This is a genomic window from Streptomyces sp. NPDC028928, assembly GCF_055564915.1.
Genome location: NZ_JBVHVI010000003.1, coordinates 1 through 19,828, shown reverse-complemented (window position 1 = coordinate 19,828; position 19,828 = coordinate 1). Strand labels below are relative to the sequence as shown.

The 19,828-nt window shown below is 73.2% G+C and carries 18 protein-coding genes; 2 read left to right on the top strand and 16 right to left on the bottom strand.

Translation table 11 applies throughout. From position 1 onward, the window contains the following. Nucleotides 1-9: 9 nt before the first annotated feature. The 14 genes from ACZ4U1_RS09130 to ACZ4U1_RS09065 form a co-directional block, all read right to left on the bottom strand. Complete coding sequence (locus ACZ4U1_RS09130; protein ID WP_467901513.1) at nt 10-1,266, bottom strand: acyltransferase family protein; 1,257 nt, start codon at nt 1,264-1,266, stop codon at nt 10-12. Then, nucleotides 1,259-2,320, bottom strand: a complete 1,062-nt coding sequence (locus ACZ4U1_RS09125) for an alpha/beta hydrolase (protein ID WP_467901512.1) — start codon at nt 2,318-2,320, stop codon at nt 1,259-1,261. Before ACZ4U1_RS09125 ends, ACZ4U1_RS09130 begins: the two co-directional genes overlap by 8 nt. Nucleotides 2,321-2,483: 163 nt before the next feature. Beyond that, entirely contained in the window at nt 2,484-3,368 is an 885-nt protein-coding gene (locus ACZ4U1_RS09120) for an alpha/beta hydrolase (protein WP_467901510.1), read from the bottom strand. A 190-nt stretch (nt 3,369-3,558) separates the two neighbouring features. Then, nucleotides 3,559-4,770, bottom strand: coding sequence for a kynureninase (gene kynU, locus ACZ4U1_RS09115; RefSeq protein ID WP_467901509.1), 1,212 nt, complete (start codon nt 4,768-4,770; stop codon nt 3,559-3,561). Further along, nucleotides 4,763-5,611 (bottom strand): tryptophan 2,3-dioxygenase family protein, encoded by an 849-nt coding sequence (locus ACZ4U1_RS09110; protein ID WP_467901507.1) that lies wholly within the window; start codon nt 5,609-5,611, stop codon nt 4,763-4,765. Before ACZ4U1_RS09110 ends, kynU begins: the two co-directional genes overlap by 8 nt. A 154-nt stretch (nt 5,612-5,765) precedes the next feature. Then, complete coding sequence (locus ACZ4U1_RS09105; RefSeq protein ID WP_467901506.1) at nt 5,766-6,179, bottom strand: DUF3151 domain-containing protein; 414 nt, start codon at nt 6,177-6,179, stop codon at nt 5,766-5,768. Nucleotides 6,180-6,287: 108 nt separating this feature from the next. Then, nucleotides 6,288-7,742, bottom strand: a complete 1,455-nt coding sequence (locus ACZ4U1_RS09100) for an MFS transporter (RefSeq protein WP_467901505.1) — start codon at nt 7,740-7,742, stop codon at nt 6,288-6,290. 65 nt (nt 7,743-7,807) lie between these two features. Further along, a complete protein-coding gene (gene fbaA, locus ACZ4U1_RS09095; RefSeq protein WP_467901503.1) occupies nt 7,808-8,830 on the bottom strand; it encodes a class II fructose-bisphosphate aldolase in 1,023 nt (340 codons plus the stop codon). A 143-nt stretch (nt 8,831-8,973) separates the two neighbouring features. Next, nucleotides 8,974-9,522: an orotate phosphoribosyltransferase gene (pyrE, locus tag ACZ4U1_RS09090; RefSeq protein ID WP_467901501.1), complete on the bottom strand. Its 549-nt coding sequence runs from the start codon at nt 9,520-9,522 to the stop codon at nt 8,974-8,976. A gap of 10 nt (nt 9,523-9,532) precedes the next feature. Beyond that, a complete protein-coding gene (locus ACZ4U1_RS09085) occupies nt 9,533-10,321 on the bottom strand; it encodes an aldose epimerase family protein (protein ID WP_467901499.1) in 789 nt (262 codons plus the stop codon). A gap of 56 nt (nt 10,322-10,377) precedes the next feature. Next, the gene (locus ACZ4U1_RS09080) at nt 10,378-11,145 is read right to left on the bottom strand and encodes an SRPBCC family protein (RefSeq protein ID WP_467901498.1); all 768 of its coding nucleotides are present in this window, start codon (nt 11,143-11,145) and stop codon (nt 10,378-10,380) included. A 76-nt stretch (nt 11,146-11,221) separates the two neighbouring features. Beyond that, nucleotides 11,222-12,856 carry a polyamine aminopropyltransferase gene (locus ACZ4U1_RS09075; RefSeq protein WP_467901496.1) on the bottom strand — a complete coding sequence of 545 codons (1,635 nt, stop codon included), beginning with the start codon at nt 12,854-12,856 and terminating at the stop codon, nt 11,222-11,224. A gap of 79 nt (nt 12,857-12,935) precedes the next feature. Then, entirely contained in the window at nt 12,936-13,472 is a 537-nt protein-coding gene (locus ACZ4U1_RS09070) for a DUF2617 family protein (RefSeq protein ID WP_467901494.1), read from the bottom strand. A gap of 329 nt (nt 13,473-13,801) precedes the next feature. Further along, complete coding sequence (locus ACZ4U1_RS09065) at nt 13,802-14,161, bottom strand: hypothetical protein (protein WP_467901492.1); 360 nt, start codon at nt 14,159-14,161, stop codon at nt 13,802-13,804. 141 nt (nt 14,162-14,302) lie between these two features. Between ACZ4U1_RS09065 and ACZ4U1_RS09060 the strand changes: the two genes are divergently transcribed. Beyond that, the gene (locus ACZ4U1_RS09060) at nt 14,303-15,487 is read left to right on the top strand and encodes a pyridoxal phosphate-dependent aminotransferase (protein WP_467901491.1); all 1,185 of its coding nucleotides are present in this window, start codon (nt 14,303-14,305) and stop codon (nt 15,485-15,487) included. A gap of 75 nt (nt 15,488-15,562) precedes the next feature. Here the strand turns inward: ACZ4U1_RS09060 and ACZ4U1_RS09055 are convergent, their stop codons facing one another. Together ACZ4U1_RS09055 and clpB are read right to left on the bottom strand one after the other, a co-directional pair. Next, nucleotides 15,563-16,093, bottom strand: coding sequence for a YbjN domain-containing protein (locus tag ACZ4U1_RS09055; protein ID WP_467901489.1), 531 nt, complete (start codon nt 16,091-16,093; stop codon nt 15,563-15,565). A 468-nt stretch (nt 16,094-16,561) separates the two neighbouring features. Then, nucleotides 16,562-19,159, bottom strand: a complete 2,598-nt coding sequence (clpB, locus tag ACZ4U1_RS09050; protein WP_467901487.1) for an ATP-dependent chaperone ClpB — start codon at nt 19,157-19,159, stop codon at nt 16,562-16,564. Between the two features lie 116 nt (nt 19,160-19,275). Here clpB and ACZ4U1_RS09045 point away from each other — a divergent pair, with 116 nt between their 5' ends. After that, the gene (locus tag ACZ4U1_RS09045; RefSeq protein WP_467901485.1) at nt 19,276-19,659 is read left to right on the top strand and encodes a pyridoxamine 5'-phosphate oxidase family protein; all 384 of its coding nucleotides are present in this window, start codon (nt 19,276-19,278) and stop codon (nt 19,657-19,659) included. Nucleotides 19,660-19,828 lie beyond the last annotated feature (169 nt).

Below are 19,828 nucleotides of genomic sequence, written 5' to 3'. Positions count from 1 at the left end.
AGGTCAACATTAGGCATGATGGGGGGATTTCGTCGGCCGGAGGTGGCGGTGGACCACCTTGGAGGGGCGGTTGCGGGGACGGCGCGGACCCTGCTCGTGGTGGCGGAAGGCCGCCCGGCACAGGGTCAGCGCCAGGGCGAACAGGGGGAGCCAGGCCAGGCGGTACGCCACCCAGGTCAGTGAGTCGGGTGAGGTGTGCAGGCCGGGCAGGCGGCCGGCCAGGAGACCCGTGGCGGTGGTGGCCATCATGGCCGTCTGGTGCCAGAGGAATATCGTCATCGCCGAGAGGTTGACGAGCGCCACGGCCGCCCACGCGAGCGGGCGGGCCGTCGTACGGCGCAGCCGGTCGCGCAGCAGGAGCGCCAGGCCGCACTGGGCCAGGCCGAACGTGACGGCCGCCAGGGTCGGGGGGTTGAGGTTGGAGACCGCGCTGCCGGGGACGCCGACCATGGACGCCGGGTAGCCCGCCCACCCGACGAGGACCGCGGTGGCCGCCGTACCGCCGAGGAGGAGGGCCCACGCCGAGCGCCGGCTGTGCAGCTCGCCCCGGGCCCAGGCCGCGCCCAGGGTGTAGGGGACCAGCCAGCCGGCGGCCAGGTTGGTCCAGCCGAGCCAGGACGGGCCGAGGTGCAGGCCGAAGCGGAGGACGTCCACGTGCAGGACGACGGCGAGCGGCCAGAGCGGGTTGAGGCGGGCGACGAGCGGGGTGACGGCCGTCAGCGCGGCGAGGACCAGCAGGAACCACAGGGGGGACAGCGCCAGTTTGCACAGGGTGTGGATGGTGGCCAGGGGTGTGCCGGTGAGCAGCAGGGCCGTGCCGGCCACCGTCCACAGGGCGAGGAGCGCGGCGACCGGGCGGAGCAGCCGGGTCAGGCGGGCGCGCAGCCAGCTGCCGTAGGAGTCGCCCCTGGCCCGGGCCGTGCCCAGGCTGCGCGTGGCCACATGACCGCCGACGAGGAAGAACACGGCCAGGGTCTGGAAGAGCCAGGAGACCGGGGCCAGCCAGGGCATGTGCTGCAACGGGCTCGCCGTGTGCAGACCGCCGTCCTCCGCGACCAGGGCGGTGACCAGCCAGTGGCCGAGGACGACACCGAGGATCGCCGCGGCGCGCAGGGCGTCGACGGCGCGGTCCCGGGAGGCGGGGGTGGCGGCGTCCACGCGGTGGGCTGCGCGACGGAGGGCGCGGAGGGCGTGGTGCGCGGCGTGGGTGCGGGTGCGCGGGGCGTGGGTGCGCGGGGCGCGGGCGGTCGGGGACGGCTCAGCCACGGGTTACCTCCCGGGGGTGGTCGAGGGTGATCCGGGCGAGGTTGGCGAGGGAGGGCGAGCCCGGGGTGAAGTAGCCGCTGTGGTCGGCGTCGGCCGCGTCGAAGACCCGGGCGCCGAAGGCGGCGGAGACGGGGTCGGTGCCGAAGCCGACGGTGGTGCCGAAGAGGCCGGCACGGACGTGCGGGACGTGCGCCACCCAGTCGTCGCCGCCGCGGGCCGCCCAGACGCGGGCGCGGGTGTGGAGGGCGGCGACGGAGTCCGCGCCGGTGCCGGGGCTGCCGACGAGGGCCATGTCGTCCGCGTCCAGGCCGGGGGCGGCTCGGCCGCAGACCACGGAGCCGTAGGAGTGGCAGAGCAGGGAGACGTGCGTACCGGCGGGGGCCAGGGTGCGCAGCCGGCGTACGAACGCGCGCAGGCGGGGGGCGGCTTCGTCGGCGCGGGTGGGCGTGGTCACCGTGGTACTGACCGTGGCCGGGGTCTCGTAGCCGAGCCAGGCGACGACGGCGACGCGGGTGTTCCGGGCGGCGCGGTGGCTGAGGTCCCTGTACAGAGCCGTGGCGGCCCCGTGGAAGCGGGCGTAGGTGTCGAGGGTGGTGTCCGAGCCGGGGACGAGTACGGCGATGTGGTCGGCGTGGGTGAGGTCGCCGAGGACCTCTGTGGCCTGGCCGGTGCCTCGGCCGTCGAAGGCGAGGAGACGGCTCGACGGGGCGGCGAGGGCGCGGTCCGCCGCGGCGCGGTGCGTGTCGCCGTGGGCGGCGGCCATGCGGGCCGCCTCGGTGGCGTTCTCCCGGTTCGCCTCGTACACGGAGGGGAGGGTGGACGGGGTGAGGGGGGCGGCGAGGGTGGCGGGGGCTGGGGCGGGGATCTGCGGGCGGGCCGCGCCGGCGAGGGGGGTGATGACGGCGGCGGCGAGGAGGGCGGCGAGAAGGCCCCGGCGGAGGCGGGTCGTCCGGGAGCGCGGCTGGGGCCGGCTCACCGCCGGCGACTGCCGGGCATCGTCGCTGCCGGAACCTGCTGACGTGCGGCGGACGTCGGTGCGCAGGGCGTGCCCCATGGTCGGCTTCCTTCCCGTTCGCCCGGCCATCGGGCTCGACTGGGAAGGAAGTTACGGAGCGGGGGCGGTCGTCCGCGTCCCGCCAGGGAGCTGTCCCGGCGGGTAGCTCTCAGGTATTACGGGTATCACCGGGTCCCGCCCCGGAAGGGCCTGAACCCGCTGCTCACCAGGCCAGTTGGGCGATCTCCTCCGCCACCACCGCACACGCGTCGGCCGCCGGATCGATCAGCGGGAAGTGGCCCACGTCCTCCAGCAGCGTCAGCCCGACCATCTCCCCCGCCTTCGCGGCCGCCACCGCGTACGACTCGGCCACCTGCTGCGGCACCTCCAGGTCGCTACGGCCCTGGACCAGGGTCGTGGCGATGCCCGTCGGCAGCAGCAGCACCGGGTCCGCGTACGGGCGGCGCTCGGCGAAACCGTCCTGCCCGCCGAGGAGTTGCAGCGACGCGTGCTCGCAGACGTCCAGCTTCTCCGCCACCTCGAAGTCCGCGATCGGCGCGAGCGCGACGACACCGCGCAGCGGCGCCGGGCCGTCCGTGCGCCAGGGGGCGTCCGCGGGCAGGACATGGCGGGCCGCCGCCCACAGGGCCAGGTGGCCGCCCGCCGAGTGGCCGGTCAGGACCGTACGGCGGGGATCCGCCTGCGGCAGCGCCTCGCGGACCAGGGCGGGGAGGGCGTCCAGCGCCGCCGCGACGTCGTCGAAGGTGTCGGGCCAGCGGCCGGCCGGCGGTGTGCCGTCCGCCGCGGCACCCTCGGCGCCACCCCGTCTGTACTCCACGTTCGCCACCGCGAAGCCCCTGCGGGCCAGGTAGTCCGCGAAGGGCGTGATGTGGCGGCGGTCGTAGCGGGCGCGCCAAGCGCCGCCGTGGAGGACCACCACCAGCGGGGCGGGCGACGTGGAGTCCGGGCCGGGACGGGGGGCGTAGAAGTCGATCACCTGGTCGGGGTGGTCACCGTATGCGGCGGTCACGTCAGGATCGACCGGGGCGTGCGAGAAGGCCGACTCCTCTTCGGCGGCGGCGCGGGCTGCTGCGGCGTCGTCCGGCATGCTCCAACCTCTCAGCTACAGAACGGGGTTTGGCGGACCAGGTGGGAAATCGGCCGTTGGCGGGGACGGTATCAGGCCGGTGACGTGCGGGGATACGGGGATGTCACGCACGGTGAGGGTTGAACGGTTCTTTGGGGCGGGATGCCCAGGGCCCCGCGCCGCCCGGCGCGGGGCCCACGCACCACCGGTGCTAGGCCAGCTCCTCCCCCAGCACCCGGGCCGCCCGTTCCACGTCCCGGAAGCCCACGTACAGCGGGGTGAAGCCGAAGCGGAGGACGTCGGGGTGGCGGAAGTCGCCCACCACGCCCCGGGCGATCAGGCGCTTCATCACCTCGCCCGCGTCCGCGCAGCGCAGCGCGATCTGGCTGCCCCGCTCCGCGTGCCGCTGCGGCGTCACGCACTCCACCCGGCCGGGCTCGGTGTACTCGGCCACGCACCGCAGGAAGAAGTCCGTCAGCGCCAGGGACTTGGCGCGTACGGCGGTGAGGGACACCCCGTCCCAGACGTCGAGGGCGGCGTCCAGCGCCAGCAGGGAGAGGATGTCCGGCGTACCGACCCGGCCGCGCACCGCGCCCGCCGCCGGGGTGTAGGCCGGGCTCATGCCGAAGGGCTCGGCGTGCGAGTTCCAGCCGGGCAGCGGGGAGTCGAAGCGGTCCTGCAGCGACGTACGCACGTACAGGTACGCCGGTGAACCCGGGCCGCCGTTCAGGTACTTGTAGGTGCAGCCGACCGCGAGGTCCACGCCGTGCTCGTCCAGGCCGACCGGCAGGGCGCCCGCGCTGTGGCACAGGTCCCAGACCGCGAGGGCACCGGCGGCGTGGATCGCGGCGGTGAGCGCGGGCAGGTCGTGCAGCCGGCCGGTGCGGTAGTCGACGTGGTTGAGCAGCACGGCGGCCGTGCGGTCACCCAGCGCCGCCGGCACCTCGGCCGGGGTCACCGGGCGCAGGGTGCGGCCGGTGAGCCGGGCCGCCGACTCGGCGATGTAACCGTCCGTGGGGAAGGTCGTCGCGTCCACCAGGAGTTCGTCCCGGCCGTCACCCGCCATGCGGATCGCGGCCACCAGCGCCTTGAAGACGTTGACGCTGGTGGAGTCGCCGACGACGATCTGGCCGGGCGCCGCGCCGACCAGCGGGGCGATCCGGTCGCCGATCCGCTCGGGCGCCGTCCACCAGCCGCTCTCCTCCCAGGAGCGGATGCGCAGTTCACCCCACTGGCGACGGATGACGTCCGCCACCCGGTCGGGGACGTTCGCGGGGAGGGCGCCCAGGGAGTTGCCGTCCAGGTACACGCCCGCGGCGTCAGCCGCATCATCGGACGCGGTGTCGAGGACGAAGCGGTCGCGCAGGGGCGCCAGTTCGTCGGACTCGTCCAGCTTCCGCGCGAGCAGGGGCAGCTCAGACATGGGACCTCGCCGTCCACAGCTCGGGGAACACGTTCTTGCGGGCGCGCTTCTCCAGCCAGGCCACGCCGGCGGAGCCGCCGGTGCCGGCCTTGGCGCCCATCGCACGCCGGGTGGCGACCAGGTGGTCGTTGCGCCAGCGCCAGACCAGCTCGGCGACGTCGGTCAGCGCCTCGCCGAGCCGGGCGAGTTCGTCGCTCTCGTCGCCCGCGTAGACCGCGGTCCAGGCGGCCTCCACGGCGTCCGACGGCTCGTAGCGCCGGGACACGTCCCGGTGCAGCACGGCGTCGGGGACGGCGTGGCCGCGGCGCGCGAGGAGCCGTACCACCTCGTCGTACAGGCTCGGCTCGTGCAGCGCCTTCTCCAGTTCCGCGTGGACGCGCGGGGCGCCGCGGTGCGGGACGAGCATGGACGCGGACTTCTCGCCGAGCAGGAACTCCAGGCGCCGGTACATCGCCGACTGGAAGCCGGAGCCCTCGCCGAGCGCGCTGCGGTACGCGTTGAACTGCGCCGGGGTCAGCTGGCCGAGCGGCTTCCAGGAGGCGTTCAGGGCCTCCAGTTCCCGCACGGAACGTTTCAGCGCGGCGATCGCGGTGGGCACGTCGTCCGAGCGGAGCGCCTTGGCGGCGGTCTCCCACTCGTGCACGATGACCGTGAACCACAGCTCCATGACCTGGGTGGTCACCAGGAAGACCATCTCTCCGGGGTCGTCGGAGAGGGTGTGCTGGAGGTGGGTGAGTACGTCCGCCTTGACGTAGTCCTCGTACGGCGTCGTCCCCGCGAAATCGAGATTCGGGGTCTCGGGCTCAGCGGCCTCAGGAAGGGGGTGAGCCTGTTGGGACATCGCTGTCTCCTGTTGTTACTCCGGGTAGCGGTCCGCCCCTGCCGATGCCGGCACGGGGGCCCCGGTCCCCACCCCGCAATCCTCCGCAATGCCTCCGGCTACGGCAAGGCCCGCCTGCTGCCAGACGGGCCACACCGGTGACTCCCTCCACGGGTCAGCCCAGGGTCTGGGCCGCCGTCGGCGAGGAGTCCTTCAGGAACTGCGTGCAGCGCTCGTACTCCTCCTGCTCGCCGATCGCCTGCGCGGCGCGGGCGAGGGCGTGCAGGGCGCGCAGGAAGCCACGGTTCGGCTCGTGCTCCCACGGGACCGGGCCGTGCCCCTTCCACCCGTTGCGCCGCAGGGCGTCCAGGCCGCGGTGGTAGCCCGTACGGGCGTACGCGTACGACTCCACGACCGCGCCCCGCTCGAACGCGTCGTCCGCCAGCTGGGCCCAGGCGAGGGAGGAGGTGGGGTGCTTGGCGGCGACATCCGCGGGCGCGGTGCCGTCCGCCAGCGCCTGCCGGGGCTCCGGGTCGTCGGGGAGGTGGGTGGGGGGCGGGCCGCCGAGGAGGTTCTCGTGAATCGTCATGGGTTCAGTTTGGCCTACGGGTACGAGGGGCGGCTCGGCGTGGGGTGCGGGGGCGACCGCAACCCCCTGGGGGCGTGGGGAACCGCGCGAACGGCCCACCGCCAGCGGCTAACGGCGGGGCTCGCCCTCCAGCGGCGGAGCCGTCACGTTGCCGTGGGTCCGGCACTCCGGGCGGCGGCAGTCCGGGGGTGGGCGGCGGACCAGGGTGAAGGCCAGGGCCGAGCCCAGCAGCAGCGTCCCCGCGCAGAGGGGCATCGCCCGGTCGAACGCCGCGTCGAACGCCGTGGGCGACCGGTACGCCTCCGGGCCCATGCCCGCCAGGAGGGGGAGGGCGGCCACCGCCACCAGGCCCGCCGCACGGGCCGCCGCGTTGTTGATGCCGCTGGCCAGGCCCGCCCGGGCGGTGTCGACCGAGGCGAGGACGGTGGCCGTCAGGGGCGCCACCAGCGTGACCATGCCGGCGCCCATCACCAGCAGCGCGGGCAGGACGTCCGTGAGGTAGTCGGCACCGGCGCCCACCCGCAGCATCAGCAGCATCGCCGCCGCGCACAGCAGCGGCCCGGCCGTCAGCGGCAGGCGCGGGCCCGTGCGGTCGGCGAGGGCGCCGGAGCGGGAGGAGAACAGCAGCATGAGGGCCGTGGTGGGGAGGAGGGCCGTACCGGCGGCCAGGGGCGAGTAGCCCGCCACCACCTGGAGCTGGAGGGCGGTGAGGAAGAAGAAGCCGCCGAAGGCCGCGTACACGCACAGGGTGACCAGGTTGACGGCGGTGAACTGGCGTGAGGCGAAGATGTCCGGCGGGAGCATCGGGTCGGGGCGGTGCCGCTCGACGTGGACGAAGGCCAGCGCCGACGCCAGGCCCGCCGCCGCCGTCAGGGCCACCGCCAGGGTGCCGGCGCGGGCCTCGATGAGCGCGTACGTCAGGAGGGCGAGGGACAGGGCGCCGAGGGCCGCGCCGAGGACGTCGAAGCGGCCGTGGGTACGCTCGTCCGCCGACTCCGGTACGTGCCGCAGGGCGACCGGCACGCACAGCAGGGCCAGCGGCACGTTGAGCAGGAACACCCAGCGCCAGCCGGGGCCGGCCACCAGCCAGCCGCCGAGGAACGGGCCGACGGCGGCGCCGATCCCGCCGAAGCCGGACCACAGGCCGACCGCCCGGCTGCGGTCGTCGCGGTGGAACGAGGCCTGGATGAGCGCGAGCGAGCCGGGGGTGAGGAGGGCGCCGCCGACGCCCTGCAGGGCCCGCGCGGCGATCAGCATGACGGCGTTCGCCGCGAGCCCGCACAGCAGGGAGGCGGCGGCGAACCAGACCACCCCGAGCAGGAAGATCCTGCGGCGGCCGTAGCGGTCGCCGAGCGAGCCGCCCAGCAGGATCAGGCCGGCCAGCGTGACCATGTACGCGTTGACCGTCCACTGCAGGGCGGCGAGGTCGGTGTCCAGGTCGTGGCCGATGCGCGGCAGGGCGACGTTGACGACGGTGGAGTCCAGCATCGCCATGCCGGAGCCGAGGACCGTGGTGAACAGGGTCCACCTGCCCTGGGGCGAGGCCAGCCGGACATCGGGCATGCCCCCAGGTATACAGCGGGCCCGGCGGCATGGACAGCCGCCGGGCCCACCGGGCGCCGTGGCGCTTACTTGATCCTGTTGCCCGCCGAGCGCAGGTTCTGCGTGGCCTGGACGACACGCGCGGCCATGCTCGCCTCGGCCAGCTTGCCCCAGGTGCGCGGGTCGTAGGCCTTCTTGTTGCCGACCTCGCCGTCGACCTTCAGGACGCCGTCGTAGTTCTGGAACATGTGACCGGCGACCGGGCGGGTGAAGGCGTACTGGGTGTCCGTGTCGATGTTCATCTTCACCACGCCGTTCTCCAGCGCGGTCAGGATCTCCTGCTCGGTGGAGCCGGAGCCGCCGTGGAAGACGAAGTCGAACGGGGCGGCCTTGCCGAACTTGGCGGCGACGCCCTCGTTCAGCTCCTTCAGCAGCTCGGGCCGGAGGACGACGTTGCCCGGCTTGTACACGCCGTGCACGTTGCCGAAGGAGGCGGCCAGCAGGTAGCGGCCCTTCTCGCCCAGGCCCAGGGCCTCGGCGGTGCGGATCGCGTCGTCGACGGTGGTGTACAGCTCGTCGTTGATCTCGTGGGTGACGCCGTCCTCCTCGCCGCCGGTCGGGGTGATCTCGACCTCGAGGATGATCTTGGCGGCGCTGGTGCGCTCCAGCAGCTCCTGGGCGATGGCCAGGTTGTCGGCGAGGGTCTCGGCGGAGCCGTCCCACATGTGCGACTGGAACAGCGGGTTGCGGCCGGCCTTGACGCGCTCCTCGGAGATCGCGATCAGCGGACGCACGTACCCGTCGAGCTTGTCCTTCGGGCAGTGGTCGGTGTGCAGCGCGATGTTGACCGGGTACTTCTCGGCGATGATGTGCGCGTACTCGGCGAGCGCGACCGCGCCGGTCACCATGTCCTTGCTGTACTGGCCGCCGAGGAACTCGGCCCCACCGGTCGAGATCTGGACGATGCCGTCGCTCTCCGCCTCCGCGAAACCGCGCAGGGCGGCGTTCAGGGTCTGCGAGGACGTGACGTTGATGGCCGGGTAGGCGAACTTGCCTGCCTTCGCCCGGTCGAGCATCTCGTTGTAGACCTCGGGGGTTGCGATGGGCATCTGTCCGCTCCTTGAGTTGCGGGTTGGCGTTCTGCGTTACGGCCCTGACCTAGACCTGGGGGTTCGACGTCGTCGTCGGCCCCATCTTTCCAGACCCGACCGCATGGTCGGCGTCTCGGTCAAGTCCAGGTCAAAGGCGCGCGTCAGTCCAGACCCAGTTCATCCTTCGAGAAGGCGAACAGGTACGGAACGCCCGCGCCGGCCTCGATCTTCTCGGCGGCGCCGGTCGCGCGGTCCACGATGGTCGCGACGGCGACGACCTCGGCACCGGCCTCGCGGACGGCTTCCACGGCGGTCAGCGGGGAACCGCCGGTGGTGGAGGTGTCCTCGACGACCAGGACGCGGCGGCCGGTGATGTCGGGGCCCTCGACGCGGCGCTGGAGCCCGTGCGCCTTGGCCGCCTTGCGGACGACGAACGCGTCCAGCCGCCGCCCGCGCGCGGCGGCGGCGTGCAGCATGGCGGCGGCGACCGGGTCGGCGCCCATGGTGAGTCCGCCGACCGCGTCGAACTCCAGGTCCGCGGTCAGGTCGAGCAGCACCTGGCCGACCAGCGGGGCGGCCTCGCCGTCGAGGGTGACGCGGCGCAGGTCGACGTAGTAGTCGGCCTCCAGACCGGAGGAGAGGGTCACCTTGCCGTGCACCACGGCCTTGTCCTTGATCTGCTGCAGCAGCGCGCCACGTACGTCCGTCATGCCGACCAGCTTAGAGCCGCCGCCAGCTCCAGGTGGTCGTCGCCTCCAGCGGGTCCAGCGGGGTGACCAGGCGCGGGAGGGTGTTCAGCCCGTTCGGCGGACCGGTCTGCGGTTCGACGCAGACGGCCTCGGCCTGCTCGTCGTAGACCACCACCCACTCCTCGCGGCTGGTCACCTTCAGCTCCAGCTGCCCGGGCCAGGTGAGGGTGACGTCGACGCCGCCGGGCATGCCGAAGCAGTCGTCCCAGGGGCCCGGCCGCGGGTCGATGCGGTTCCCGGTGGGCAGGTGGTCGGCGCCGCGCTCCTCCTGCCAGGCGGGCTTGAAGTCCAGCTGGACGTCCTCGCCGCCGAGGTTGCGGTGGAACCAGGGGTGCCAGCCGAGCTGGGCCGGGAAGGAGTCGTCGTACGTCTCCACGGACATCGTCAGTGTCAGGGCGTCCTCGGCGAGCGCGACGACCTGGGTGACGCGGGCGGGGTGCGGCCAGGGGTCGGTCAGCTCGTACGTGATCACCGCCTCGTTCTCCGTGACGCGCGCGGTGCGCCAGGCGCCGTCGCGTGCGGTGCCGTGGATGGCGTGCGGCGGGGAGTTGAGCGGCATCTGGCGGACGGTTCCGCCGTCCAGGAAGCGGCCCTCCCTCGTCCGGCCGCACCAGGGCACCATCGGGAAGCAGCCGTAGCGGGGCCCTTGCCTCAGCAGTTCCAGGGAGCCGGTCCTCAGGCTGCTGATGCGGCCGCCGTTGGCCGGGCTGACGCGTACTTCCGCCTCGCCCGCGGTCAGCGTGATGTCTTCGTTACTCACGGGACGACAGTACTGGGGGCGGGTCCGGTTGTGGGCGGGTCCGGTCGGGCGTCTCGTCAGCGGCGCTTGCGCAGGGCCCTGCCCACGACGATCGCGGAGGCCAGCGCCAGCGCCGCTGCCGGTGCCGCCCAGCGCAGGGCCGGGTTGCCGACGACGGTCTGGGGGGCCGGTACGGGGGCGTAGCGGCCGCGGGGCGGGGCGTGGTCGACCTCCTCGGCGCTGCGGCCGATCATCGTGCGGCGCGCGTGCGCGGCCTCGGCGGGGGGTTCGCCGGTCTCGGCGAAGTCCCGGTCCAGGGAGGGCGGGGGGACCTCGGTCTCGAAGACGGAGGTGCGGGTGGCGTCGGTGTCGCTGTCGGTCTCGGCGTCGGCGTCCGCGTCGGCGGGGGGCGTCGGCCGTTCGGCGCCGTTCGCCGCCAGGGCCTCCAGGAACCGGGTCAGCAGCCTCGTCGCCGCCGTGGTCACCGTCTCCGCCGGGAGTTCCGCGATCCGGCCGGTCGCGTCCGCCGTGCCCTCGGCCGTGACGGTGCAGCCGCCCTCGGTGTCCGTGAGGCGCAGGGTCAGGGCGAGCTTGACCGAGCCGGTGCCGCGGGCCTCGGTGGCGTCGGCCTCGATGGCGTACCCGCCGTCCTCGTGGGGCGTGACGTGTGCCGTGCCCCGGTAGGTGACGGAGTGTCCGCCGACGCGGAGTTTCAGGCGGCCGTTGATCGGTTCGGCACCGGCGTCCTGTTGCAGGCCGGGGACGGCGCGGGCCACGCGGGCCTGGTCGGCCAGGGCGGTCCGGAGCTGTTCGGCGGGGGCCGGGAGGAAGACCTGGTGCTCCATGGTGCGGGAGCCTACCCAGTTGTGGCCGGAACTCACCCGGGCGACTCGGCCGGCCCGGCAGCGGGCGGGTGACCCCTCAGTACCTCGGATGCACCAACGTCGACGCCGCCAGCCCCTCCACCCGCGTCCCCTCCGCCGCCCGCGCGTCCGCCGCAAGTTCCCCCTGCGTCAGCCCCCCGGAGTGGCCGGGAGGCACCCGCAGGACCGGTGGCGCGGTCCCCGGCGCCGCCAGCAGGAACCCCCAGTCCCTGGGTGCCCGGGACGTGTCCGTCGAGCGGTCGGGGCCGGCCGCGAAGCCGGAGTCGTGACCGAGGACGCGGTAGGGGGAGACGGCGAAACCGGCGGTGTGCAGGGTCGCGGCGACGGTCCAGAAGGCGCGGGGGCGGGTGGTGACGGGTCCCGCGTGCACCACGAGGCGGCCGTCCCGGGCCAGGACGCGGCGGGCCAGGCCGTAGAACTCCTGGGAGTACAGCTTGGTGCTGGCGGTGATGCCGGGATCGGGGAGGTCGGCGATGACGACGTCGTACGCCGGTCCGCGCGGCTCCCGCAGCCAGGCGAGCGCGTCGGCGGTGGTGATGTGCACGCGCGGGTCGGCGAGGGCGTGCCCGTTGGCGGCGGACAGGCCGGGGTCGCGGCGGGCCAGGTCCACCAGGCCGGGGTCGAGTTCGACGATGTCCACCCGGCGCACCCCGCGGTGGCGCAGCGCCTCGCGGGCGGCCAGGCCGTCGCCGCCGCCGAGGATGAGGACGCGCGCGTGCGGGCCGGTCAGGGCGGGCCGGACCAGGGCCTCGTGGTAGCGGTGTTCGTCGTGGCCGCCGACGCGGAGGCGGCCGTCGAGGAAGAGGTCGAGGGGGCGGCCGCCGGTGCCGCCGGAGAGGACCACCTCCTGGACGCCGGTCCGCACGGCCACCCGGACGTCGGTGCCGTACACCGCGTGCCGGGCGGCGCGTTCGAAGTCGCCGGCGAGGGCGGCGGCGGAGGCGAGGACACCGAGGACGGTGAGGCCGGTGAGGAGGAGGGTCCAGCGGGCGCGGCGGCTGAGGTCGCGGCGGAAGAGGCCGAGGACCAGGGCGCCGCCCGCGACGACGTTGACCGTTCCGGTCAGCAGGGCGCCCGTCAACTGGCCGAGGAACGGCAGCAGGAGGAAGGGGAAGGCGAGGCCGCCGACCAGCGCGCCGACGTAGTCCGCGGCGAACAGGTCGGCCACCGCGCCGCCCGCGTCCTGCCGGCGGATGCGCTGGATCAGCTCCATGAGCAGCGGGACCTCGGCGCCGATCAGCAGGCCGATGGCGAGGGAGAAGGCGACCAGGAGGCAGCGCGGTCCCTCCGCCCACATCCCGCCCCAGCCGGCGGTCCAGGCGAAGACGGCGTACAGGGCCATGGCGCTGCACCCGCCGACCAGGGCGAGGGCGGACTCGACGGCACCGAACCCGGCCGCCGCGTGCCAGCGCAGCCGTTTGGCGCCGAGGGAGCCGATGCCCATCGCGAACACCATGACGGACAGCACCACGGAGGCCTGGGTGACCGAGTCGCCGATCAAGTAGGAGGCGAACGCGACGAGTTCGAGTTCGTACACGAGTCCGCAGGCGGCGCAGACGAAGACGCACACGAGGACCAGGAACCGCCCGGTGCCGGGCCGGACGGGCAGCCGTGCGGGGCCTGTCCAGGAGGGCGGGGCACCCGGGGGCGCGGGGGCGTGCGGTTCGATCACGCTGCGACGTTACGTCACATCCTCGGCACGCTTCGTCACCCACACGTGTGGATCTGGGGGCAGTTGACGCATGGCGGGTTTATGTCGCCGCATGCTGGTGAGCCGCCGCCCTCGTCCGTGCCCCGACCCGGGTCCGGGTGGCCACCAGCTGGCCGTCCTGCGGGTAGGCGTGCCAGGTGCGCCAGTGCACCTGGCCCTCGTGCCGCTGGGCCAGCATCGCGGTGAAGGCGTGCGGACTGCCGGGGAAGACCCCGGCGAGGCCGTGCGGATGGTCGGAGACGAGGGCGAGCAACTCCTGGGCGCGGCCCGCGAAGGAGCCGGGGGTGAGGATCTCGACGCGGGCTGCGAACTCGTACTCCCAGTCGCCGACCCGCTTGGCGACACCCAGCGGCAGCGGGGTGCTGGAGCCGGGGATGCACGCGACCGTCTCCGAACAGCTGCCCCGCTCCTCCTCCAGGAGCACCTGATGGGAGGCGCCGAGCAGCCGCAACTGGAGTTTGGCGCCGGTGAGTTCCAGATCGAGGGTGGCCAGGGCGGGCAGCGGTTCGCGTCCCAGGGCCCAGGCCAGGTCGGCAGCGCGCGTATCGGTGTACGTGGTGTTCAGGGTCGTGAGCATGGATCGGCTCCGCTAACACGCAAATGAGGGGGAGATCGGCCATGTCAGCCCAGCCGGCCCGGCCGGTGTGGGGAGTCTGGGGACGTCCGAGGGGCTGCGTTGGCGATTTAGAGGGAATCATGAACAGTGGCGACGCCACAGCGTTTTTACCCAACTTCGTGGGGTTTCCATCCCTCAGAGGGCTCCACAGCTCAACTGTTCAACCATGGCGTGCGCCCGGCGCGGGATCGGAACGGCCGGGCGCCCGCCGGACGGTCTGTCCGGCGGGCGCCCGGTGGGTGCGGCCCGGATGCGGTTCCCCCTGCTCCGGAAAGCTCAGCTGCCCCGTGTCAGCTGCCTCCCCCGCATCCGCCCCCGCCGCCGCCGCACGACGATCCCCCGCCGCACGACGAACCGCCACCGCAGGAGTGGCTGCTCCCGCAGGAGTGGCCCCCGTGGTGCCCGCCGTGGTGCCCGCCGTGGTGCCCCGACGAGCCGGAGTCCCCGCCGCCGGCCCACCAGCTGCTCGAACCGTCCCCCACCGCGTAGGACGCGGACGACGAGGACGACGAGGACGAGGACGAACGGTACGGCCGGTTCCGCCCGCGCCCGGACCTGCTCAGCGACAGCCGGGCGTTCCTGCTCCTGCGGGACTGCCCCGCCGCGAGGAGCACCACCACGATCACCGCCAGGATGATGCCTACGACCATGGCGTCACCCTCCTTCCGTTCCCCCGAAGCGGCCCCCCGTGGGCGCCTCGCCTGTTGCCGCGTCTCGCGCGGTGCCGGGGGGATTCCCGGCCGCCGCTTGCCGCAAAGCAGAGTTGAGGAACTCCAGAGCTTGAGCGCAGGATGACCGGCATGACCTCCAGCGCACGTCCTCACCTCAACCGTCGGCTCGCCGCGTTCGGGACGACGATCTTCGCCGAGATGTCGGCGCTCGCCGTGGCGACCGGGTCGATCAACCTGGGCCAGGGCTTCCCTGACACCGACGGCCCCGAGGAGATCCGGGAGGCCGCCGTGCGGGCGCTGCGCGACGGCCGCGGCAACCAGTACCCGCCCGGCCCCGGCGTCCCCGAGCTGCGCACCGCGATCGCCGCGCACCAGCAGCGCCGCTACGGCCTGTCCTACGACCCCGACACCGAGGTGCTGGTCACGGCGGGCGCCACCGAGGCGATCGCGGCCTCGCTGCTGGCGCTGGTCGAGCCGGGGGACGAGGTGGTGGCACTGGAGCCGTACTACGACTCCTACGCGGCGAGCATCGCGATGGCGGGCGGCACCCGGGTGCCGGTGACCCTCAGGCCGCACGACGGCAGCTTCCGGCTGGACCTGGACGAGCTGCGCGCGGCGGTCACCGACCGCACCCGGCTGCTGCTGGTCAACACCCCGCACAACCCGACCGGTACGGTCCTCACCCGCGCGGAACTGGCCGCGATCGCCGAGCTGGCGGTGGAGCGGGACCTGCTGGTGCTGACCGACGAGGTCTACGAGCACCTGGTCTTCGACGGCGCCGAGCACCTGCCCCTGGCGACGTTCCCCGGGATGCGCGAGCGCACACTGAGCATCGGCTCGGCCGGCAAGACGTTCTCGTTCACCGGCTGGAAGGTCGGCTGGGTGACCGGCTCTCCGGAGCTGGTCAGCGCGGTGCGCTCGGTGAAGCAGTTCATGACGTACGTCGCCTCGGGCCCCTTCCAGTACGCGGTGGCCGAGGCTCTCGCCCTGCCCGACTCCTATTTCGAGGAGTTCCGCCGGGGCATGCTGGCCCGCCGGGACATCCTGGCGGAGGGGCTCACGGCGGCGGGCTTCGAGGTGTTCCGGACGGCCGGCACGTACTTCATCACCACCGACATCCGGCCCCTCGGCGAGAAGGACGGGTTCGCCTTCTGCCGGGCCCTGCCGAAGCGGGCGGGGGTGGTGGCCATCCCGAACGCGGTGTTCTACGACGACCGGGAGGCGGGAGCGCCCTTCGTGCGGTTCGCCTTCTGCAAGCGCGAGGACGTGCTCCGCGAGGCGGCGCAGCGGCTGCGGGCCATGTGAGCGCGGCGGCCGCGGCGCGGGCGGGCGCGGTGGACCCGGTCCGGGAGCGGACGCCCCCGGACCGGCCGGGGCCGGTTACTCCCCGTCGTCCTCGGGCTTCTCGGAGTCGTTGACCTCCTGCTCCAGGCCGAGCTGCTCGACCAGCCACTTGTCGAACTCGATCGCGGCCCGCACCCAGCTGACCGTGGACGAGACGAAGTGGTTGATGTCGACGCCCGTGCCGATCAGCATCTGGGCCTCGCCGATCAGACGGACGGTGCCGTCGTCGTGGGTGTGGGTGTACACCTTGGGCCACAGGGTGCGGCGGTTCCACTCGTCGATGGACTCCAGCAGCTGGTGCCGCTCGTCGATCTTGTGGGGGCGGTCGTAGAAGGTCCGCACCGAGAAGATCGCCTGTTCGGCCTCACCCCGGAACATGAAGTACGTGCGGAACTGCTCCCACGGCGCGGCGAGGTCACCCTCCTCGTCGACGACGTACTTCAGCTCCATCTGGTCGAGAAGCTGCTTCACCAGGTCCTGATCCGGGAGGACGGGGCCCGCCGGTCCTTGGGGCTGCGGTTCGGGCTGGCCCCCGAAATTCGGAATCGAGGACGGGTCGATGCTCACCGTGTTTTTCCCTTCATGCGGATGCCGCCATCCTCCCCCATGCGGGGAGGGGGGAGGCAAGCCCCGACGCCCGCCTGTCCGCCGTCGGCTGACATGATTCCCGCGGCCGGACGGATGGGGGACAGGTGACGGGTGTGACGGGACGGGGTCGTACCCGGTGGGGGCTGGTCGCGGCGATCACGGCACTGCCCGCGCTGGTCCTGGCGCGACTGGCTGGAGACCGCCTATCCGGTCGCGTCGGAGCCGAAGACGCGGTACTGCTACCCGGACTCCGTCGACCTGTGTCTGCACCTGGAGTTCCAGGCGGGTTCCGCGGACTACGCCGGGCTGTTCCCGGGCCTGTCCGACCCGGGTTTCGGCGCGTACGCGGCGGACGCCGAGAACCGTACGAGGGCCCGGACCGGGCCCTCGTACGGTTCTCGGCGTTCACCACATGAGCGTCAGAACCTGAGCGTCAGAACCTGAGCGTCACAGCGTCTTCCCCGTCGCCGGGCCCACCAGCAGGCCCTCGCCGAAGCGGTCGACGCGGACCGTGTCGCCGTCCTTGACCTCGCCGGCGAGGATCTCCTTGGCGAGCCGGTCGCCGATGGCGGTCTGCACCAGGCGGCGCAGCGGCCGGGCGCCGTAGGCCGGGTCCAGTCCCTCCTCCGCCAGCCACGCCAGCGCCTCGGGGGTGACGTCCAGCGTGAGCCGCCGCTCGGCCAGCCTCCTGCCCAGCCGCTCGATCTGCAGCCGGGCGATCCGCTCCAGCTCGGGCTTGGTCAGCGCCGAGAAGACGACCAGGTCGTCCAGCCGGTTGAGGAACTCCGGCTTGAAGGAGGACCGGACGACCTCCAGCACCTGCTCCTTCTTCTGCTCCTCACTGGTCAGCGGGTCCATCAGGAACTGGCTGCCCAGGTTGGAGGTGAGCACCAGGATGGTGTTGCGGAAGTCGACCGTACGGCCCTGACCGTCCGTCAGCCGGCCGTCGTCCAGCACCTGGAGCAGGATGTCGAAGACCTCCGGGTGGGCCTTCTCCACCTCGTCCAGCAGGATCACGCTGTACGGGCGCCGGCGCACGGCCTCGGTCAGCTGGCCGCCCTCCTCGTAGCCGACGTAGCCGGGGGGCGCGCCGACCAGCCGGGCCACGCTGTGCTTCTCGCCGTACTCCGACATGTCGATGCGGACCATGGCCCGCTCGTCGTCGAAGAGGAAGTCCGCGAGCGCCTTGGCGAGTTCGGTCTTGCCGACACCGGTCGGGCCGAGGAAGAGGAAGGACCCGGTGGGCCGGTCGGGGTCGGCGATCCCGGCCCGCGACCGCCGTACGGCGTCGCTGACCGCCTGTACGGCCTCGTTCTGCCCGATGAGCCGCCGGCCGATCTCCTCCTCCATGCGCAGCAGCTTCTGCGTCTCGCCCTCCATCAGCCGCCCGGCGGGGATGCCGGTCCAGGCGGCGACGACGTCGGCGATGTCGTCGGCGCCGACCTCCTCCTTGACCATGGTGTCCGTGGTGGCCTCCTCCTCGGCGGCGGAGGCGGCCTCCAGCTCCTTCTCCAGCTGCGGGATCTCGCCGTACAGCAGCTTGGCCGCGGTGTCGAAGTCGCCGTCGCGCTGCGCGCGTTCGGCCTGCCCGCGCAGGTCGTCCAGCTTCTCCTTCAGCTCACCGACGCGGTTGAGGGACTGCTTCTCCTTCTCCCAGCGGGCGGTGAGGCCGCGCAGCTCCTCCTCCTTGTCGGCGAGGTCGCGGCGCAGCTTCTCCAGCCGCTCGCGGGAGGCCGGGTCGGTCTCCTTGCCGATCGCCAGCTCCTCCATCCTCAGCCGGTCGACGGCGCGCTGGAGTTCGTCGATCTCCACGGGCGAGGAGTCGATCTCCATCCGCAGCCGCGAGGCGGCCTCGTCCACGAGGTCGATGGCCTTGTCCGGCAGGAAGCGCGAGGTGATGTACCGGTCGGACAGGGTGGCGGCGGCCACCAGCGCGCTGTCCGCGATCTGCACCTTGTGGTGGGCCTCGTACCGCCCCTTGAGCCCGCGCAGGATCGCGATGGTGTCCTCCACCGTGGGCTCGGCGACCAGCACCTGCTGGAAGCGGCGCTCCAGGGCGGCGTCCTTCTCGATCCGCTCCCGGTACTCGTCCAGCGTGGTCGCACCGACCATGCGCAGCTCACCGCGGGCGAGCATGGGCTTGAGCATGTTGCCCGCGTCCATGGCCGAATCCCCGCCGGCACCGGCGCCCACCACGGTGTGCAGCTCGTCGATGAAGGTGATGATCTGCCCGTCGGAGTCCTTGATCTCGGCGAGGACGGCCTTCAGCCGCTCCTCGAACTCGCCGCGGTACTTGGCGCCGGCCACCATCGCGCCGAGGTCGAGCGCGACCAGCCGCTTGTCCTTGAGCGACTCGGGCACGTCCCCCTTCACGATCCGCTGCGCGAGCCCCTCGACCACGGCGGTCTTGCCGACGCCGGGCTCACCGATGAGCACCGGGTTGTTCTTCGTCCTGCGGCTCAGCACCTGCACGACCCGCCGGATCTCCTGGTCCCGCCCGATGACCGGGTCGAGCCGGCCCTCGCGGGCGGCGGCGGTGAAGTCGGTGCCGAACTTCTCCAGGGCCTTGTACTGGCCCTCCGGGTCGGCGGTGGTCACGCGGCGTCCTCCCCTGGCCTTCCTGAAGGCCTCCAGCAGCTTCTTCGCCTCGGCGCCCTGCCGGGTGAGCAGCTCACCGGCGGCACCGCCCTTGGCGGCGATGCCGATCAGCAGGTGCTCGGTGGACAGGTACTCGTCACCCAGCTCCTTGGCGCGCTCGCCCGCGTCGGCGATCACGGCCAGCAGCTCGCGGTTGGGCTGCGGCGGCGCGACGGTGGACCCGGTCACGCTGGGCAGCGAGGCCAGGATCTTCTCGGCGCCCGCGCGCACGGCGGCCTGGTCGGCGTCGACGGCCGCGAGCAGGTCGGTGATGTTCTCGTTGTCCTGCCCCTGGAGCAGAGCCAGCAGCAGGTGAGCGGGGGTGAGGTCCGGGTGCCCCTCGGTCACGGCACGGTTGCTGGCCGCGTTGATCGCGTCCCGGCTCCTGTTGGTCAGCTCGGCGTCCACGGTGTCCGTTCTCCTCCTCGACCACTGTCCACTGCTGACTTAACCAGCATACGCAAACTTGAGTCTATTCCACTCAAGGTTCCGGGCGGGAGCGCTTCGGGGCTAGGTTTCCGCGCATGGACGAGCCGTACCTCGCCTTCTGGCGCGAACGACACCTGTGCACCCTGACGACCCTGCGCCCCGACGGCAGCCCGCACGTGGTGCCGGTGGGCGTGACGTACGACGCCGAGGCCCGGCTGGCCCGGGTGATCACCAACGGAACGAGCGCGAAGGCCCGGCACATACGCGCGGCCGGACCCGAGGGCGCCCGGGTGGCGGTGTGCCAGGTGGACGGCCGGCGCTGGGCCACGCTGGAGGGGCGGGCGCGGGTGCGGACCGAGCCGGAGCGGGTGGCGGAGGCGGTGCGGCGGTACGCCGACCGGTACGAGCGGACGCCGTCGCCGAACCCGTCCCGGGTGGTCATCGAGATCGAGGTGGAGCGGGCGCTCGGGAAGGGCTGAGCACCGGCGGTTTTCAGCCACCGTGAGATCCGGCGAAACTGCGCCCATACCCTGAAATATCCCCGAAAACTGCAGCGGGGGGGGGGGGGTGGGGGGGGGGGGGGGGGGGGGGGGGGGGGGGGGGTAGGGGGGGTGGGGGGGGGGGGGGGGGGGGGGGTGGGGCGGGGGG

Excerpts from the sequence above, each read along its gene's own strand:
- ACZ4U1_RS09125 (WP_467901512.1), bottom strand. The coding sequence starts at position 2,320 with ATGGGGCACGCCCTGCGCACCGACGTCCGCCGCACGTCAGCAGGTTCC.
- ACZ4U1_RS09120 (WP_467901510.1), bottom strand. The coding sequence starts at position 3,368 with ATGCCGGACGACGCCGCAGCAGCCCGCGCCGCCGCCGAAGAGGAGTCG.
- kynU (WP_467901509.1), bottom strand. The coding sequence starts at position 4,770 with ATGTCTGAGCTGCCCCTGCTCGCGCGGAAGCTGGACGAGTCCGACGAA.
- ACZ4U1_RS09110 (WP_467901507.1), bottom strand. The coding sequence starts at position 5,611 with ATGTCCCAACAGGCTCACCCCCTTCCTGAGGCCGCTGAGCCCGAGACC.
- ACZ4U1_RS09105 (WP_467901506.1), bottom strand. The coding sequence starts at position 6,179 with ATGACGATTCACGAGAACCTCCTCGGCGGCCCGCCCCCCACCCACCTC.
- ACZ4U1_RS09100 (WP_467901505.1), bottom strand. The coding sequence starts at position 7,742 with ATGCCCGATGTCCGGCTGGCCTCGCCCCAGGGCAGGTGGACCCTGTTC.
- fbaA (WP_467901503.1), bottom strand. The coding sequence starts at position 8,830 with ATGCCCATCGCAACCCCCGAGGTCTACAACGAGATGCTCGACCGGGCG.
- pyrE (WP_467901501.1), bottom strand. The coding sequence starts at position 9,522 with ATGACGGACGTACGTGGCGCGCTGCTGCAGCAGATCAAGGACAAGGCC.
- ACZ4U1_RS09080 (WP_467901498.1), bottom strand. The coding sequence starts at position 11,145 with ATGGAGCACCAGGTCTTCCTCCCGGCCCCCGCCGAACAGCTCCGGACC.
- ACZ4U1_RS09070 (WP_467901494.1), bottom strand. The coding sequence starts at position 13,472 with ATGCTCACGACCCTGAACACCACGTACACCGATACGCGCGCTGCCGAC.
- ACZ4U1_RS09065 (WP_467901492.1), bottom strand. The coding sequence starts at position 14,161 with ATGGTCGTAGGCATCATCCTGGCGGTGATCGTGGTGGTGCTCCTCGCG.
- ACZ4U1_RS09060 (WP_467901491.1), top strand. The coding sequence starts at position 14,303 with ATGACCGGCATGACCTCCAGCGCACGTCCTCACCTCAACCGTCGGCTC.
- ACZ4U1_RS09045 (WP_467901485.1), top strand. The coding sequence starts at position 19,276 with ATGGACGAGCCGTACCTCGCCTTCTGGCGCGAACGACACCTGTGCACC.